The sequence below is a fragment of the Nonomuraea sp. NPDC047897 genome (genome assembly GCF_043204415.1).
GTDB lineage: Bacteria > Actinomycetota > Actinomycetes > Streptosporangiales > Streptosporangiaceae > Nonomuraea.
Genome location: NZ_JBIDCC010000003.1, coordinates 522581 through 538921, shown reverse-complemented (window position 1 = coordinate 538921; position 16341 = coordinate 522581). Strand labels below are relative to the sequence as shown.

The following is a 16341-nucleotide window of genomic DNA, read 5'->3' as shown; positions in this document are numbered from 1 at the left end:
GCTTGACCTCACCACTGGTTCGACCCCGGTGAGGACCCGGCTGATCGGCCCGGAAGCACGGGGGGTTCCTCGCCCGGTACGCATGCCCGTTCGGTGAACGCCTCGTCGCGAACCCACGCGGTGAACAGGTCCAGACCCAGGGCGGCGATGAGCTCGGCCGTCTGGGTCTGCTGCGCCGCCAGCGCGCGCACCTTGCGCCCCGCGGTCGGCGCGTCCAGCACGAGGTCGACCGCCAGCCGATGGGCGGGGGTGGTGACCGGATAGCCCGGGGGGAAGATGCCGAGGCTCGCGTTGAGCGTGTCCCAGCGGGCCGCCCGCCGCTCGGCGAACGTCGCGTACAGCAGCCGTGCCCCAGGCCGGGCGGCCCGCTCGAAAGCGGCGGTCGTCCAGGCCGAGACCGCCTGGTGGTCCGGGTGGCCGGTGATGCCGTCCGGGCCGAAGGTGAGCACGGTGTCCGGGCGGACCTGTTCGACGACCTCGCACAGCCGTGCGACCGCGCCGGCCGCCGGGACGTCCGCGCACCGGCCGTCCCGGTGGCCGAGCCAGTGGTGCTCGCCCACCCCGAGGATCTCCAGGCAGCGCGCCAGCTCGCGGGCGCGCGCCGCGGCCAGCCGTTCCGGCGGCCACTCCTCGGGGCGCGGGGTGCCCAGCTCGCCGCGGGTCGCGGTCACGCACACCACCCGCGACCCGGCGTCGCGGGCCAGCGCCATCAGCCCGCCGGACAGGTACGCCTCGTCGTCCGGGTGCGCCCAGACGCCCAGGACGGTGCCCAGCGCGGCGACGTCGGACATCGGCCCGGTCATGCCCCAGCCCCCCTGCCGTGTCGAGCGCTGTGTCGAGCGCTGTGTCGAGCGCTGTGTCGCGGGTCGTGTCGTCGGGCGAGGATCGCGTGCCCCGCCAGGGCGGCGCCGCAGCACGCCACGGCGAACGGCCACAACCGGCCCGCTCCGGCGGCGTCGACCACGAAGCCGCCGGACAGCGCGCCGGCCGCCGCCCCGAGCTGGATCGCGGAGCTGTTCAAGGCCAGCGGCAACGGTCCCGGCCCGGCGGCCAGCGCCAGCAGCCGGTGCTGCTGCGCGGGCACGAACGCCCAGGCCGCGACACCCCACCCGGCCATGACCACGAACGCCCCGGCCACCGTCGCCGCCAGGTGCGGCAGCGCCGCGAAGACGGCGCCCAGCAGGCCCAGCGCCGGAACGACGCCGCCGGACCAGGTCCCGGTCCGGCCGCCCGTCCGGCCGCCCGCCCGGTGGCCCGCCTGGTGGCCCGCCCGGTCGGCCGCGGTGCCGCCCCACCAGGCGCCCAGCAGGCCCCCCGCTCCGAACGCCCCGATGAACAGGCCCAGCCCGGCCGGTCCGGCCGCGGCCGGCAGCAGCAGCGGCAGGTAGGTGTACATGCCGAACGAGGCGGCCATCACCAGGATCGTCACGCCGAGCGCTCCGGCGACGGCGGGGGAGCGCAGCGGGCGCAGCCGCTCACGCACCGTCGCGCGCCCGAGCGGCCCGGCCCCGGCGCGGGTGCGCAGCAGACCGGCGACGGTGGCCGCCGCCAGCGCGGCGACCAGCGCGAACGCGGCCCGCCACGACAGCGCGGACGCCATCAGCACCCCCAGCGGAGCGCCCACCACCATGGCGGCCGACGTGCCGGCCAGGATGACGCCCAGCGCCCGCCCGCGCCGGTTCGCCGGCACGGTGGCGACGGCGGCCGCGCCGGCCGCCGGCACGTACACCGCCGCGGCGACCGCGCCCAGCGTCCGGGCCGCCAGCAGCGCCGGCAACCCCGGCGCGGCGGCCGCCAGCGCGGCCGCCGTCGCGAACAGCGCGGCCGACCAGACCAGCAGCCGCCGCGCCGGCCACGACCCGAGCAGCGCGCCGAGCACCACCGCGCCGACGGCGTACACCAGCGCGAACACCGTCACCACCAGCCCGGCGGCGCCGGCCGTGACGCCCAGGCCGGCCGAGATCCCGCGGAGAATCCCGGCGACGACGAACATGTCGGTCCCGATCGCGAACGTCCCGAGCGCGAGCGCCGCCACGGGCACCCACTCACCCCGCCCTGGCCGCTCCTGGCCCGGCGCGGTGGCGGGGGCGGTGCGCTCCCGCACCGCCGTGCCGATCCTGTCAGCGCGCATCTCGTCCTCCACGTCCCCGCACGCTCCGATCGTCGGGGCACCGCCTGGCACGGGGCTCTCACGGCGCTGTCGCGCGGCCGGCCCGACACCACCGACTGCACGCCGTCCGCGCCGACCTGCAGGAGCCGGCCGGCGGGCATGAGGCGGCGAGGGCGAACTACCGGCTGGCGGCCCGGCTGACCACGAGCCTGCCCGAGCAGCGCTACCTGCGCGACAGGGCAGGCGACCTCGACGGGAAGTTGCGCGCCTGACCTCAATTCTCGGCGCGTTCCACCACGTGATCGGTGCCGGTGGTCCGCGACACGTGCGCGATGGCGTCGAACGCCTCGAACACCGGCATGTCCAGGAAATAGTCGGCCATGCGCGAGTGCTGGAAGGAGCCGCGTCGTTAATGTGCGGACGGGCCGAGCGCAGGTCGGCGAGCGTCCAGAGCCGATCGGTGGGAAACGCCGCCTCGATGCTGCGCTCGGCGGGCGGCGGGAGCGGCGCGTCGTACCCTTGGGCGCGCTGGACGAGTGCCAGGCGCCGCAGGTGCCCCATCAGCCGGCTCAGCGCGCTGGTGAGCAGGTCCTGCTCACCAGGGTGGAGCACCTCATGCATTTCCCGGCATCGTCCCAGTGACAGGGCGATACCGTCTGCTGCGACCTGCTCCACGGTGCCGGGGCCGCCGCGGACCCAGCCGTCCAGGATCTGGCCCTGGGTGAACGGGGCTTCCAAGGCGTACACCTCGAACCGCACCGTTCGACCAGGAACCGCAGGATGCGGTGGCGTACCCGGTAGAACTCCCGGATGTGGTGGGAGCTCTCGCCAAGCGCCACGACGCGCGCGTCGCCGACGATGTCGCGCAGCGGTTCGAGGTCGTCCACGGGGAGCTGGAAGTCCAGGGTTTCGAGGGCACGGCCACGATCGCCGACCCAGCCGGCGAAACTCGTCTGGCGGCTGGTGTTCACGTTCATGCCCGACAGCGTGTCGTGGTGGGCCTGCCCTGGTCGTCATGCCTGGGGAGGGACTTGAGGGTACGGCTGGGGGAGCAGCGGCGTCCCTGATGACGACGTTGGACGTACTCAGGTGGTCCGTATCCCTTTACCGGAACGCGAGTCCGACGGAGTCGAGATCAACGATTCCTCACGCCGGCTCACCCGCGCGACTGCCGCCGCGCCGGTGCCGCCGGCGAGGAACAGTGCGGCCAGCGCGGCCCAGCCCACGGTTCCGTGCGCGATGGCGGTGGCGGTGACGAGCACCGGTGAGGTCATGGCGGCGATCGCGTAGCCGGTCTGGCTGAGGCCCTGGTAGGCGCCCGCGCTGCGCTGGTCGGCCAGTTCGAAGGCCATGGTCCAGCCGCCCGCCTCGCCCAGGATCTCGCCGAAGGCGTGGGCGAGGCCGGCCAGGAGCAGCAGGACGCAGGCGGTGATCACGTTTCCGTACCCCGCCAGCGCGTACAGCCCGCATGCGAGTGCGAGCAGCCACGACGCGCGCCGGACGGCGATCCCGGCGCGGCGCACGTCGTGGACGCCACGCGAGACACGCACCTGGAGTACGGCCACGACCACGGTGTTGAGGACGAGCAGCACGGACACGATGGCGGTGGGGGCGCCGGTGGAGGCGACCCAGAGTGGGACGCCGACGGTCAGCAGGCCGAACTGCATGGCCACGACGGCGTTGCACGCCACGCTCGCCAGATAGGTGCGGTCCTTGAGCGGTGACGGTCCTTCGGCGGGGGCGCCGGCCGCCCGGTTCTCGGCCGGGGCGGTCATCCGGGCAGCGAGTTCCGGCACCCGGGATCGCAGCCGTGCCAGCGGCACAGCGGCCGCCAGCAGCAGGACTCCGGAGGCGATCATCGCGGTCTGGTACGCCGCGGCGGTGCCCGTCAGGAGGGCCGCGGCGGCGGCCAGGGTGCCCAGGCCGATGAACACGTTCGTGACCACGCGCAGTTGTGCCCGGACCACCACTCGTTCCGGGCCGGTGTACCACCGTGCCAGCATCGCCTGCTTCGACGTGCCGCCCGCCGAGCGCATCAGCGCGGCCAGGCAGGCGACCAGGGTGAACGCGACGGCGTCCGATACGAGTGGGTAGGCGAGCATCGCCAGGCCGTTGAGGGCCGTCGCCACCGTCTGGACGCGATGCGCGCCGACCCGGTCGGCGAGCCACCCCGACGCGTAGGAGGCCGGCACGCCGGCGCCGCCCGCGATGCCCAGCCCGAGGCCCACCGTCGTCGCACCGAGGCCGATGACGAGCGTGAAGTACAGCGTGCTGACGGTGTAGAAGACGCCGCTGGACAGTGCGAACGCCATCGTGCTGAGGGTCAGCGAGCGGCCGACGCGGTCCTCGGGGAAGAAGGTGCTGATCACGCCACGTTTGTCCCGCATCGGGGGGACGGAAACCAATGATGTAGCGTATGGCTACATGGTCGCTGTAGGGAGCGGCGGGCTCATCGCGTACGAGCTCGCCGGGATGGACGTCGCCGACGTGCGCTTCGCCGCCTCACCGATCAACGAGCTCACCCTGTCGCTGCGCACGTTCCGCGACCCGGGACGCTTTCCCGTGCACCTGCCCTGGTTGCGGCGCACGGAGCACGTTCGATCCGGGCTCGACCTGCCGCTGCTGCGCGCCCTCACGAACGACTCGCTGTGGTCGCCCGACTATCTGACACCCCGGCCGCATGCTCCCCTCACCCGCATCGACGACGAACTCGCCGCCGTCGCGCGCGTGCCCCTGGACCGCATGCTCGACGACCTGCGCGCCCTGCATCCCGGGCGGCTGCCCGCACCGCTGCGGGGGGACCCGGCAACGGTCCGCGCGCGCATCACGGAGGCGCTGCGGACGTACTGGCGCACCTGTTTCGCGCCGTGGTGGCCGCGGATGCGTACGGTCCTGCAGGCCGACATCATCTACCGCGGGCAGGTCATCTCCGCGCACGGTCTGGCGGCGATGTTCGCCGATCTCAACGAGCGCGTCCGCCTGGAGGGGGGCGTCGTGCACGTTCGCCTGGTCAGCAACGCCGGCTACCGCCGCTCCACCGGCGGAGAAGGGCTCACCCTGGTGCCGACGCTCTTCAGCAGGGGGGTGACCGCCCCGATCTCGCCGGAGGAGCCACCTCTGATCATGTACGGCACGCGCGGCGCCGGAACGCTCTGGCAGGCGGAGGCCCGCCGGTCACCCGTGGCGCTCACCGGACTGCTCGGCGCGACGCGCGCCGGCCTGCTCACCGCGCTGGAGACGCCGGCGTCGTCGACGGAGCTCGCCGGTCGCCTCGGCGTGACCACCTCGGCCGTCAACCAGCACCTGCGGGCTCTGCGTGACGCCGGCCTGCTCACCAGCGCCCGCCATGGCCGCTCGGTCCTGTATCTGCGTTCGGAGCTCGGCGACGCCCTCATCGCGGGCGGCGCCGCGGCGGACTCCGAAGACACCCGGTGACCGGCCGCCGCCTCCTCCGAACGAGGCCTCGGCGGCGTTCAGGCCGGGTCCCCGCCGGTCGGCGAGGGCATGGCGAGCGGACGCAGGACCATGAGCGAGCCTTCCAGGCCCGCCACCATGGCGAAGGGAAACCGGTCGACCTCCAGACAGAGGGCGACGTCATCGGGATGGACTCCTTGACGCACCCCTTCCGCCAGTTCGGCGGCGGCGCGCGACCCGGCGGCGCGGCGGAGGAACTCGGCGGCGTCCACCCCGGTCTCGGTGACCCTGCGGGCGATGTACTGGGCGCAGGCCAGATCCTCGTCGGCCTGCCCGTCCTCGCCGGTGACCACGAACGCGACCCTGTCACTTCCGTGTGTCCGCAGCAGCTGAGCCGTCGCTCCCGCCACCACGAAGCCGGCGCACAGCGCCAGCGGTGCCTCCTTGACCGCAAGGGCGCCGACCGTGCCCGCCGTGGTCTTCTGCACGACGGTCCGCCCACCGAGGTCGACGGACCGCAGCAGGGCCGGTGAGTTGACCGCGTCGAAGCCGGGCGCGGGCGGACCGTCCTTGAGCGCCAGCCAGCCCGGGTGGCGAGCCTTGAGCGCCAGGGCCTCGTCCAGCGACCCGGCGAGAACGATCTTCTCCGCGCCCTGCGCGAAGGCCCAGGCGGCCACGGTGAAAGCACGCATGACGTCGACCACGACCGCCACGGGCGGGGTTTCGGTCAGATCGGCGATACCAAGGAAGCGGGCGTCCATTCCGGTCATGATCGCACATACCCGATCCGAGGGGGGTTTTCGCCAGTTTTCTGGTCAACGGGAGAGGAGTGCGGCGATGGCGTCGAGGAGACGGCAGCACGGGCTGGGAGCGTAATGATCTACAATGTAAAGGCGGATGGTCGGCACAGGCTCCTGCAAGATCAACGAGTACGGGTGCATAGACTTGTCCGACGTGACATCCAAGCCGCGTATCCCCGATGTTCTGGCCGCCCGTTACGCCTCGCCCGAGCTGGCCCGCCTGTGGTCGCCGGAGTACAAGGTGATCGCCGAGCGGCGCCTGTGGCTGGCCGTGCTGCGGGCGCAGGCCGAACTGGGCGTGGCGGTGCCCGAGGAGGCGCCGGCCGACTACGAGAAGGTCGTCGAGCAGGTCGATCTGGAGTCCATCGCGGCGCGCGAGCGGGTCACCCGCCACGACGTGAAGGCGCGCATCGAGGAGTTCAACGCGCTGGCCGGGCACGAGCAGGTGCACAAGGGCATGACCTCGCGCGACCTGACCGAGAACGTCGAACAGTTGCAGGTGCGCGACAGCCTGCTGCTGGTCCGCGACCGGGTCGTGGCGCTGCTGGCCCGCCTCGCCGCGCTGGCCGAGGAGCACGAGGCGACCGTGGTCGCGGGCCGTTCGCACAACGTGGCGGCGCAGGCCACCACGCTGGGCAAGCGGTTCGCGACGGCGGCCGACGAGCTGCTGGTCGCCTACCGGCGGCTGGAGGAGCTGATCGCCCGCTACCCGCTGCGCGGCATCAAGGGCCCCGTCGGCACCGCGCAGGACATGCTCGACCTGCTCGGCGGCGACCAGGCGAAGCTCGCCGAGCTGGAGGGCCGGGTCGCGGCGCACCTGGGGTTCGAACGGCGGCTGACGAGCGTGGGCCAGGTCTACCCGCGCTCGCTCGACTTCGAGGTGGTCTCGGCGCTGGTGCAGCTCGCGGCCGCGCCGTCGTCGCTGGCCAAGACGATCCGGCTGATGGCCGGCCACGAGCTGGTGACCGAAGGCTTCAAGGAAGGGCAGGTCGGCTCGTCGGCCATGCCGCACAAGATGAACACCCGCTCCTGCGAACGGGTCAACGGCCTGACCGTCGTGCTGCGCGGCTACGCCTCGATGGTGGGCGAGCTGGCCGGCGACCAGTGGAACGAGGGCGACGTGTCGTGCTCGGTGGTACGCCGGGTGGCGTTGCCGGACGCGTTCTTCGCCTTCGACGGCCTGGTCGAGACGATGCTGACGGTGCTGGACGAGTTCGGCGCCTTCCCCGCGGTCATCGAGACCGAGCTGGGGCGCTACCTGCCGTTCCTGGCGACGACGAAGATGCTCATGGCGGCCGTGCGGGCGGGCGTGGGCCGCGAACAGGCGCACGAGCTGATCAAGGAGCACGCGGTGGCGTCGGCGCTGGCGATGCGCTCGCAGGGCGCGGCCAACGAGCTGCTCGGCCGGCTGGCGGCTGACGAGCGGTTCCCGCTGGACCGGGCGGAGCTGGAGGCGTTGCTGGCCGACCGGGTGTCGTTCACCGGGGCGGCGGCCGACCAGGTGCGCGCGGTGTCGCGGCAGGTCGGCGAGGTGGTGGCGGCTCATCCGGAGGCGGCCGCCTACCGGCCGGGCGCCATCCTGTGAGAACGCCCGGCGGCCCGCGGCCCGTAGCGGAGGGGTACGGGTGGCCGGGCCGGTGACCGTTCGTGCTGCGTGAACTGCGGACGCCGGACGAGGTGCGGGCCGCCTGCGGGGACGACGACCTGCCCGTGTGGGGGGCTCAGGCGCTGCGCGACGGCGCGCGGGCGTGGGCGCTCGGCGACGCGGTGGTGACCGCCGCCCGCGACATCTCGCGCCGGGACCGGCTCGCGGTGTGGGGCGGCACGTCCTGCGCGGTGGAGCTGGTACGGCATGCGCTCGGCGAGGTCGGGCCGTCGTTCCGGCCGTTCGGCGAGGTGGCGCTGCTGGCCGAGGTGACGGCGAAGATCGACGGCCTGGAGGTGTCGGGCGGCTTCTCCTGGATGAGCCTGCCCGCCGGCGGCCCGGCGGGCGGCTCCCAGGACGGCCCGGCGGGCGGCTCCCAGGACGGCCCGGTTGACACCGTGATGGGCGGCCGGGAAGCAGGCTCTGCGACGGACGGCATGGAAGACACGGTCGGGTGGCTGGGGCCACGGGCCGACGAGGAGGTCCGGACCCTGCTGGCCGGACACGCGCCCACCTCCTACGCGGTGCCGGGCGGGCCCGGCGTGCGGCGGTGGGCGGGACTGCGCCTGGACGGCCGGCTCGCCGCGGTGGCGGCCGACGCGTGGAGCGCGCCGTCGGTGGGGTTCCTGGCGGGCGTCGCGACGGCCGCGCCGCTGCGCGGCCGGGGACTGGCCGAGCGGGTGTGCCGGTGGGTGTCACACGAGCTGGTCGCGGACCACGGCCGGGCGGCGCTCATGGTGGACGACGACAACCCGGCCGCGGTCAAGGTGTACGAACGGCTCGGCTACCGGCGCCGCCGCGTGCTGGCGGCGCACGTCGCCGGTGCGGCGCGGTGACAGGGGGCGCGGTGACGGCGGCCCGCCACCGCCGGTCGGGGGACCATGCCCCGCGGCATGCGGCGACAGCTGCTCTGGTCAGCGGATGTCGTGGTCGGGGTGGGCCTGGTCGTACGCGTGCCGCGCCTTGGCGATGACGGCACGGTGCGCGAGGGACCACTCGGCGAGTGCCTTGACCAGATGGGTCAGGCCGGCTCCGGTCTCGGTCAGGCGGTAGTCGACCTGGGCCGGGACAGTCGGGTACACGGTGCGTAGCACGAGGCCGTCACGTTCGAGCCTGCGCACGGTGAGGGTGAGCATGCGCTGGGAGATGCCGTCGATGGCGCGCTGGAGCTCACGAAAGCGGCGTGGCCCGCCGGCGAGTTCGACGATCACGAGCACCGACCACTTGTCGCCGATGCGATCCAGGACGTCGCGGATGCCGCAGTCGGGGTGGTCTTGGCGTCCGCACGGGTCGAGTGCGGCGGGGGCGGTGGTTACCGCGGTGTGCGTGAGTGACATCAAGCTGCCTCCTTGTGGCCGGTGTGCGTGTGGTCGAGGATCACAGCTTAGTTACTGATGAGAACCACTACGGAAGACGGTGATCGATCATGATTCTGGTGACCGGAGCGAACGGGAACCTCGGCTCGGCCACCCTTGCGGCGCTGCACGCCCGCGGTGCCCATGCGAGGGGCGGCAGCCGCACGCCGGGCGAGGGGATGCGGCGTCTCGACTTCGACGACCACGGGAGCCTCGACCTCGCCGGAGTGTCGACTCTGGTGCTCATCTCCGCCGGCTACGCCGAGGACGACCAGGTCGCCGCCCGGCACGCGGCGGTCCTGGACGCCGCCGCTCGTGACGGCGTCGGCCACGTCGTCTACACGAGCCTGACCACTGCCGGCGATCATCTCGGTTTCGCGCTGGCCCACCGCGCGACCGAGCGCCTGGTGCGAGCCAGCGGACTGCCGTGGACCATCCTGCGCAACGGCCTGTATGCCGAGCTCTTCGGCGCTCTGCTGATGTGGGCCGGTGACGGTGTGGAGTCCGCGTTCGGGGATGGCGCCTTGGCCGCGGTCTCGCGAGCGGACCTGGCCGAGATCGCGGCGGTGGTGGCGGCGGATCCCGCACCTCATGGCAGCCGCGTCTATGACCTCGTCGGCACGCCGATCACGGCTGGCGAGGTGGCCGGTGAACTCGGCGTCGCGCACCGCTCCATCAGCCTGGGTGAGTACCGGCACAGGCTTCTGGAGACGCCGGGACTGCTGCCGTTCCAGCCGCCGATGCTCGCCTCGATCGCCACGGGCATCCGGCACGGCTTCCTGGACGGTACCGCGCCCGACCTCACCGACCTCCTTGGCCGCGCAGCCCGCGATCCACTGGCCACGGCCGTCGCGGCCGCGTCCGCTGCCAGGCCGAGAGCGAGCGTCTAGCGGCGGCGAGACGACACGCGCTCAGCGAACGCTCGTCGTGTCAGGAGCGGGTCATGGTGGAGGGGTAGCCGCCCCCGCCGGGGTAGACCCATTCGCCGGTGACGGTGGTGCCGTCGGCGCTGAACGTGCCCCGGTAGTACGCCGGGCTGCCCTTGGCGCCGCCCCAGATGGTCAGCGTGTCACCGGCCAGCTCGTAGACGTAGTCGAGGGTGTTGCCGGTCGAGTCGTAGAAGCGCGACACCACGTCCGCGCCGGTCGGCTCGCCGAAGGGGCGCAGGTTCCCGATCACCTCCAGGCCGGTGACGGGCTGGCCGAACTGGGTGAGCTCGACGTGCTGGAGCAGGAAGAAACGGCCGGGCATCCACTCGTAGCGTACGGTTCCCTCGGCGCCGCCGGTGACCGTCCAGGTGCCGACCAGGCGGTCCAGGGCCTGCAGTTCGGTGCTCGGCTGGTTGGTGTCAGACATGTCGTCCTCCTTGGTGAGTGCTTGCCGGTACCTCGACGCGGGCTGCCGATCCTCGACATCCGCGCCATGTGAGGTGAATCACACCCTGGTGGTGTCGAGATCCCCGGCACGGGTCCGAGGTAGCGGCAGACGCGCACCAAGGAGGAACCCATGGCCACCGCCCCCGTCTTCGCATCCGAAGCACCCGAAGCACCCGAACGCCGCGCCTCCGGCCACCTGCTGCTCGCGGGCGCCCTCGCCGGACCGGTCTTCTTCGCCTCGGCCATCGTCCAGATGCTCACCCGTGAGGGCTTCGACATCACCCGCCACCCGATCAGCCAGCTCGCGACCGGAGGCCTCGGCTGGATCCAGATCACCACGTTCGTGGTGGCGGGGCTCGGCGGTGTGGCGCTGGCCGCGGGCATCAGGCGCACCCTCACCGAGGGGGTGGGCCGGCGGGCGCTGCCGATCTGCGTCGGCATCTTCGGCGTCGGCCTGATCGCCGCCGGCCTGCTGCCCATGGACCCCGAGAACGGCTTCCCGGCCGGCACCCCGGAGGGGCCGGTCGCCCAGATGTCCTGGCATGGCGTCGGGCACTCGGTCGCGGCCGCCGTCGCCTTCACCGCCCTGGCGATCGCCGCCGTCGTGCTGGCCGTCCGGTGCGCACGCCGCCGGGCCGTGCCGCCGGCGGTGCTGAGCGGCGCCGCCGCGCTCGTCCTGCTGCTGCCCATGTCGCCGGATCATCTGAGCATCCAGATCGCCGTCAACGGCGTGGTCGCCTTCACCTGGACGACCGTCCTGGCGCTGCTTCTGCGGCGCTCCGCCTGACCCCGGCTACCGTGGACCCACGCACCATCGAGAACAGGACCCACCCGTGAAATACCTGCTGCTCAGCTACACACCGGCCGCCGCCTGGGACGCCGCGACCGCCGACACCCCGTCCGAGGAGGCGCTGGCCGCGTTCGCCGCGTATCAGAGGTTCGAGCGGGAACTGATCGAGACGGGCGAGTTCGTCGGCAGCGAAGGGCTCGGCCACCCGGCCGTCAGCACCACGGTCCGCAGGACGCCGGAGGGCGTGATGGCGACCGACGGGCCGTTCGCCGAGCTGAAGGAGGTCCTGGCCAGCTTCGCCGTGATCGACGTGGCGAGCCAGGAGCGAGCCGTGGAGATCGTCTCGCGGATCGTCGAGGTGCTGGGCGAGCCGATCGAGATCCGGCCGATCATGGGGGAGGACTTCACGCCATGACCGGCCCCGCCGCGCGGTACCCGCGAGCCCCAGGGGTGGGCACGGGTCCGGCCGCGGAGGTCGAGCACCTGCTGCGCGTGGAGGCGCCGCAGGTGCTCGGCGCGTTGGTGCGACGCTTCGGCCAGTTCCACATCGCCGAGGACGCGGTGCAGGAGGCGCTGCTCGCCGCGAGCCGGGCGTGGCCGGTCGACGGTGTGCCGGACGACCCGCGTAGCTGGCTGATCCGGATCGGCTACCGGCGGATGGTCGACCTGCTCCGCTCCGACCAGGCCCGGCGCAGGCGAGAGCAGGAAGCCGGGACGGCCGAGCTGGCCATGCAGGAGCCGGCCCGCCGGGCGCGGCCCACGCCGGAGACCGACGACAGCCTCGCCCTGCTGCTGCTGTGCTGCCACCCCGCCCTCAGCGCCACCTCCCAGGTGGCGCTCACGCTGCGCGCGGTGGGCGGCCTGACGACCGCCGAGATCGCGCACGCCTACGGGACGACCGAGGCCACCATGGGCACGCGGATCAGCCGGGCCAAACAGCAGCTGGCCCGCGCCGGCGCCCGCTTCACCCCGCCCACCGACGCCGACCGCGACAGCCGGATGGCCGCCGTGACGCAGGTGCTCTACCTGATCTTCAACGAGGGTTACACGGCATCCGCCGGCCACCACCTCGGCCGGGTCGACCTGACCCGCGAGGCGATCCGGCTGACCCGCATGCTCCGCGCCTCGCTGCCCGGCGACGCCGAGGTAACCGGCCTGCTCGCGCTGATGCTGCTCACCGAATCGCGGCGGGCGGCCCGCACCCGCGCCGACGACGAGCTCGTGCCGCTGGACGAGCAGGACCGCACCCGCTGGGACCCTGAGCTGATCCGCGAGGGCACCGAGCTGATCGACAGCGTGTGGCGGGGGCGCGAGGTGGGCCCGTACCAGTTGCAGGCGGCGATCGCCGCCGTGCACGCGGCCGCCCCGTCGCCCGAGCGGACGGACTGGCCGCAGATCGCGGTGCTGTACCTGTGGCTGGAACGGCTCAACCCGACCCCGCCGGTACGGCTCGGCCGCGTGGTGGCGGTCGCCAAGGCGTACGGGCCGGCCCGGGGGCTGGCGCTGCTGGACGACCTCAACCGGCGGCACCGGCTGGATCGGCAACCGCTGACCCGGCAGCGAGAACGCGCGGTGCGCGCCCACCTTCTCCAGATGACCGGCGACGCGGCCGGCGCCGCGGCGCTCTACCGCGAGGCGGCGGCCTTGACCGACAACGAGGTCGAGCAGCGCTACCTCCTCGGCAGGGCCGATCGGTTGGACGGCCGGGCCCGCCCCCTGTAAGAGATGAGTCTTGGGTTCCCTGAGGTTCTACGAGATCGAGGGCCGTTGTCCTGCCTACCTGGATGTGATGTGCACAGCGCTCTCTTCGGTGGGGTCCGGGCCGGCTTGCGGACGCGCGTTGCGCAGTGCGGTCTCGACGCGGCGGTTGCTGGTCATGGTCGCGGTGACGGCGGTCATGGTGAGCAGGAGGCCGGCGGCGGCGTAGAGCGGGGTGCGCAGGTCATAGGCGGTGGCCAGCCAGCCGCCGAGCAAGGCGCCGAACGGGGCGGCGCACATGGCGAGCATGCGGGAGGTGGAGGCGACGCGGCCCATCAGGTGGGCCGGGACGATGGCCTGCCGGAGGGAGGGGCCGAGCACCATCGTGGCGCCCATGCCCGCCCCGCAGACGGCGAGCGCGAGCCCGGCCACGTACGGGTTCGGGGCGGAGGCGAGCCCCAGGATGGCGAGGCCCTCCATTGTGGCGGTGCAGGTCAGCGCGGTGCCGGTGCCCAGGCGCCGGCCGAGGAAGGCGGCGACGCCCGCGCCGAGCAGGCCGCCGATGGCCTCGGCGGTGAGGAGCAGGCCGAAGCCTAAGGCGCCGACGCCGAGACGTTCGCCGGCGAACAGGGCCAGGACGGTCTCCACGGCGAGGAAGGCGACGTTCCCGACCGCCGGACGGAGCGCGAGTCCGAGCAGCAGCCGGTCCTGCAAGACGTAGGAGGCCCCGGCCCGCGCCTGCCGGAGCAGCGACTCGCGGGCGCTTGCTGCCGGGCGCGGCATGGCGGGCAGCGACCGGACGAGCAGTGCGGACAGTGCGAACGACACCGCGTCGGCGAGCAGCGGAACCGAACGTCCGAGCGCGAGCAGTGCACTGCCCGCAGGTGGCCCGGCGAATCCGGACGCTGCGGTCTGGGCGCCGCGCAGGCGAGCGTTGGCGCGTTCCAGCTGGGCGGGGTCGCGGCCGAGCAGATCCGGCAGGTACGCCGTGGCGGCCGTGTCGAAGAACAGCCCGCCGAGGGCGAGCAGGAACGCGAGGGTCGCCAGCAGCGGGATGCTCAGCACGTCGAGCGCCGCCGCCGCAGCGGGTATGGCGAGCAGCACCGCACGCGCGGCGTCGGTGACCCACATCGTGCGGCGGCGGTCCCACCGGTCCACCAGCGCACCCCCGAGCACTCCGAACAGCAGCCAGGGCAGTGTCCCGGCGGCCGTGACGACGGCCAGCGCCATCGGATCCCGGGTCAACGTCAATGCCAGCAGCGGCAGCGCGGCATGCGTCACGCCGTCACCGAGCGAGGACACCGTCTGCGCGGTCCACAGTCGCCCGAAGCCAGCCGGCAACTTCGCCGCATCATTCATCGGATTCGGGATCATTCGGCGTCCTGCTCGACCTGCTGGCGCGGAGCCGGCCGGAACAGTGCGAAGACCAGCGACACGTCCGGAAGCGAGGGATCGGACAGCGTCCGGTACTCGTCCGCCAGCGCCTGCAGGCGTGCCCCCAGCTCCGTGAACTGCTCCTCGGTGAGTCGCAGATGTGCCATCCGTACGTGCCGCTCACCATCCACCGGCGACGCCTCCAGGTCCGCCACCGCATTCCGCAGCAGCACGTCCGGCTGTCCCGGCCCTGGATCCGGCAGCTCGATCGACTGCGCGGCCATCGCGTAGTACCGCTCGGTGACCCCTCTCACTTTCCGCGTCCGTACCACCTTCACCAGGCCGGCCCGCTCCAGCAGCCGCACGTGATAGCTGGAACTCCCCTTCGCAAGGCCCACCCGCTGGGCGATCTGAGTGATCGTCGCCGGTTCGAAGCGGAGCACGGCCATGATCCGGTGACGCGTGAGATTGGAGACGGCGCGTAGTTGCTCGTCAGTGGTGACGTGAAACGTCTCGGGGAGATCATCGGTAGACATGCAGACAATGGTCAACGATTCTTGACCATTGCGCAAGGGGTTCAGGCCCAGCATCTCGGCCTGTTCCAGCGAAGGCACCCCGCCCGGAACACCTGAAGCCGGGGCCCGGAAATTGAGGTGAGCCCGGGCGGGGCGTGGTGCACAGTTGACGAGTGATGTCCGATTTTGTGCCTGGTATCGAGTTGTCCCGAGCGTTCTACGCCGAGGCGGTGGCGCCGCTGCTGGCCGGGGTCGCGCACAGCGCCGCGTTGATCGGCCCGGGATCGGAGGTGCTGGAGTTCGACACGGCGCGGTCGGCCGACCACGACTGGGGGCCGCGGGTGCTGGTGTTCGCCGAGCCGGGCCGGGTGGCGGCGGTGGAGGCGCGGGTGGCCGCGGGGCTGCCCGAGCGGTTCGGCGGTTTCCCGACGGTGTTCGGCTACCACGGCGTGGTGCGCTCCGGGGTGGTGGTGACCGAGCTGGGGGCGTGGCTGCGCGAGCGGCTCGGCTTCGACCCGGCCCGGGGGGTGACGCTGCTCGACTGGCTGTCGGTGCCGTGGCAGGGGCTGGCCGAGGTGACGCGGGGGGAGGTGTTCCACGACGGTCTGGGCACGCTGGAGGCGGCCCGGGCGGCGCTGCGCTGGTATCCGGACGACGTGTGGCGCTACGTGCTGGCCTGCCAGTGGCGGCGCATCGCGCAGGAGGAGCCGTTCCCGGGCCGGTGCGCAGAGGTGGGCGACGAGCTGGGGTCGGCCGTGGTGGGGGCGCGGCTGGCGCGCGAGGTGATGCGGCTGGCGCTGCTGCTGCGGCGCCGCTACCCGCCGTATGCCAAGTGGCTGGGCAGCGCGCTGGCGCGGCTGCCGGGGTCGGCGGAGCTGGGGGAGTCGCTGGAACGGGCGGTGGCGGCCCGGTCGTGGCGTGAGCGGCAGGACGCGCTGGCGGCCGCGTACGGGCGGCTGGCGGCGTTGCAGAACCGGGTGGCGCTGGCCGAGCCGCTGGACGAGCGGGTGCGCGGCTTCCACGACCGGCCGTTCCGGGTGATCGGCGGTGACCGGTTCGCCGACGCGCTGCTGGGGTCGGTGTCGGACCCGCTGGTCAAGGGGCTGCCGCTGGTGGGCTGTGTGGACCAGGTGTCCGACAGCGTGGATCTGCTGCTGGCGCCGGGGCGGGCCAGGGCGGTGACCGCGGCGGCGCTCGGGCTGACCGCCTGAGCGGGCCGCCCGCGTGTCCGGGCGGCCCGCTGTGGGCGTGGTCTTCTGTGAGC

At 73.3% G+C, this 16341-nt stretch carries 17 protein-coding genes; 8 read left to right on the top strand and 9 right to left on the bottom strand.

The features are described 5' to 3' along the window. Positions 1–8: 8 nt before the first annotated feature. From ACGF0J_RS09545 to ACGF0J_RS09530, 4 genes are all read right to left on the bottom strand, one after another. A complete protein-coding gene (locus tag ACGF0J_RS09545; RefSeq protein ID WP_393143778.1) occupies positions 9–803 on the bottom strand; it encodes a PIG-L deacetylase family protein in 795 nt (264 codons plus the stop codon). Further along, a complete protein-coding gene (locus tag ACGF0J_RS09540) occupies positions 800–2131 on the bottom strand; it encodes an MFS transporter (RefSeq protein ID WP_393143776.1) in 1332 nt (443 codons plus the stop codon). Before ACGF0J_RS09540 ends, ACGF0J_RS09545 begins: the two co-directional genes overlap by 4 nt. 548 nt (positions 2132–2679) lie before the next feature. Next, positions 2680–3087, bottom strand: a complete 408-nt coding sequence (locus ACGF0J_RS09535) for a hypothetical protein (RefSeq protein ID WP_393143774.1) — start codon at positions 3085–3087, stop codon at positions 2680–2682. Between the two features lie 108 nt (positions 3088–3195). Further along, positions 3196–4497, bottom strand: a complete 1302-nt coding sequence (locus ACGF0J_RS09530) for an MFS transporter (RefSeq protein ID WP_393143772.1) — start codon at positions 4495–4497, stop codon at positions 3196–3198. Between the two features lie 37 nt (positions 4498–4534). On the opposite strand from ACGF0J_RS09530, the gene ACGF0J_RS09525 reads away from it, so the two are divergent. Beyond that, positions 4535–5545 carry a DUF5937 family protein gene (locus ACGF0J_RS09525; protein WP_393143770.1) on the top strand — a complete coding sequence of 337 codons (1011 nt, stop codon included), beginning with the start codon at positions 4535–4537 and terminating at the stop codon, positions 5543–5545. Positions 5546–5583: 38 nt separating this feature from the next. Here ACGF0J_RS09525 and ACGF0J_RS09520 read toward each other — a convergent pair whose 3' ends face one another. Then, positions 5584–6294 carry a 2-phosphosulfolactate phosphatase gene (locus tag ACGF0J_RS09520; protein ID WP_393143768.1) on the bottom strand — a complete coding sequence of 237 codons (711 nt, stop codon included), beginning with the start codon at positions 6292–6294 and terminating at the stop codon, positions 5584–5586. Positions 6295–6478: 184 nt separating this feature from the next. Here ACGF0J_RS09520 and purB point away from each other — a divergent pair, with 184 nt between their 5' ends. Both purB and ACGF0J_RS09510 read left to right on the top strand, forming a co-directional pair. Continuing rightward, on the top strand, positions 6479–7909 hold the full coding sequence (purB, locus tag ACGF0J_RS09515) for an adenylosuccinate lyase (RefSeq protein ID WP_393143765.1): 1431 nt from the start codon (positions 6479–6481) through the stop codon (positions 7907–7909). Positions 7910–7971: 62 nt separating this feature from the next. Continuing rightward, a complete protein-coding gene (locus ACGF0J_RS09510) occupies positions 7972–8805 on the top strand; it encodes a GNAT family N-acetyltransferase (RefSeq protein ID WP_393143763.1) in 834 nt (277 codons plus the stop codon). Positions 8806–8883: 78 nt separating this feature from the next. Here ACGF0J_RS09510 and ACGF0J_RS09505 read toward each other — a convergent pair whose 3' ends face one another. Then, positions 8884–9306 (bottom strand): winged helix-turn-helix transcriptional regulator, encoded by a 423-nt coding sequence (locus ACGF0J_RS09505; protein WP_393143761.1) that lies wholly within the window; start codon positions 9304–9306, stop codon positions 8884–8886. An 89-nt stretch (positions 9307–9395) separates the two neighbouring features. Here ACGF0J_RS09505 and ACGF0J_RS09500 point away from each other — a divergent pair, with 89 nt between their 5' ends. After that, a complete protein-coding gene (locus ACGF0J_RS09500; RefSeq protein ID WP_393143759.1) occupies positions 9396–10214 on the top strand; it encodes an NAD(P)H-binding protein in 819 nt (272 codons plus the stop codon). A 40-nt stretch (positions 10215–10254) separates the two neighbouring features. Here ACGF0J_RS09500 and ACGF0J_RS09495 read toward each other — a convergent pair whose 3' ends face one another. Next, the gene (locus tag ACGF0J_RS09495; RefSeq protein WP_393143757.1) at positions 10255–10680 is read right to left on the bottom strand and encodes a hypothetical protein; all 426 of its coding nucleotides are present in this window, start codon (positions 10678–10680) and stop codon (positions 10255–10257) included. A gap of 150 nt (positions 10681–10830) precedes the next feature. On the opposite strand from ACGF0J_RS09495, the gene ACGF0J_RS09490 reads away from it, so the two are divergent. Genes ACGF0J_RS09490 through ACGF0J_RS09480 form a run of 3 tightly spaced genes read left to right on the top strand, consistent with a single transcriptional unit; the run spans position 10831 to position 13212 of the window. Further along, complete coding sequence (locus ACGF0J_RS09490) at positions 10831–11487, top strand: DUF998 domain-containing protein (protein WP_393143755.1); 657 nt, start codon at positions 10831–10833, stop codon at positions 11485–11487. 46 nt (positions 11488–11533) lie between these two features. Next, the gene (locus ACGF0J_RS09485; protein WP_393143753.1) at positions 11534–11905 is read left to right on the top strand and encodes a YciI family protein; all 372 of its coding nucleotides are present in this window, start codon (positions 11534–11536) and stop codon (positions 11903–11905) included. Then, a complete protein-coding gene (locus tag ACGF0J_RS09480) occupies positions 11902–13212 on the top strand; it encodes an RNA polymerase sigma factor (RefSeq protein ID WP_393143751.1) in 1311 nt (436 codons plus the stop codon). Before ACGF0J_RS09485 ends, ACGF0J_RS09480 begins: the two co-directional genes overlap by 4 nt. 54 nt (positions 13213–13266) lie before the next feature. Here the strand turns inward: ACGF0J_RS09480 and ACGF0J_RS09475 are convergent, their stop codons facing one another. Together ACGF0J_RS09475 and ACGF0J_RS09470 are read right to left on the bottom strand one after the other, a co-directional pair. Then, the gene (locus tag ACGF0J_RS09475; protein ID WP_393143749.1) at positions 13267–14547 is read right to left on the bottom strand and encodes an MFS transporter; all 1281 of its coding nucleotides are present in this window, start codon (positions 14545–14547) and stop codon (positions 13267–13269) included. Between the two features lie 11 nt (positions 14548–14558). Beyond that, positions 14559–15176 (bottom strand): ArsR/SmtB family transcription factor, encoded by a 618-nt coding sequence (locus tag ACGF0J_RS09470; protein WP_393143747.1) that lies wholly within the window; start codon positions 15174–15176, stop codon positions 14559–14561. A gap of 104 nt (positions 15177–15280) precedes the next feature. On the opposite strand from ACGF0J_RS09470, the gene ACGF0J_RS09465 reads away from it, so the two are divergent. Continuing rightward, entirely contained in the window at positions 15281–16288 is a 1008-nt protein-coding gene (locus ACGF0J_RS09465; protein ID WP_393143745.1) for a DUF4037 domain-containing protein, read from the top strand. Positions 16289–16341 lie beyond the last annotated feature (53 nt).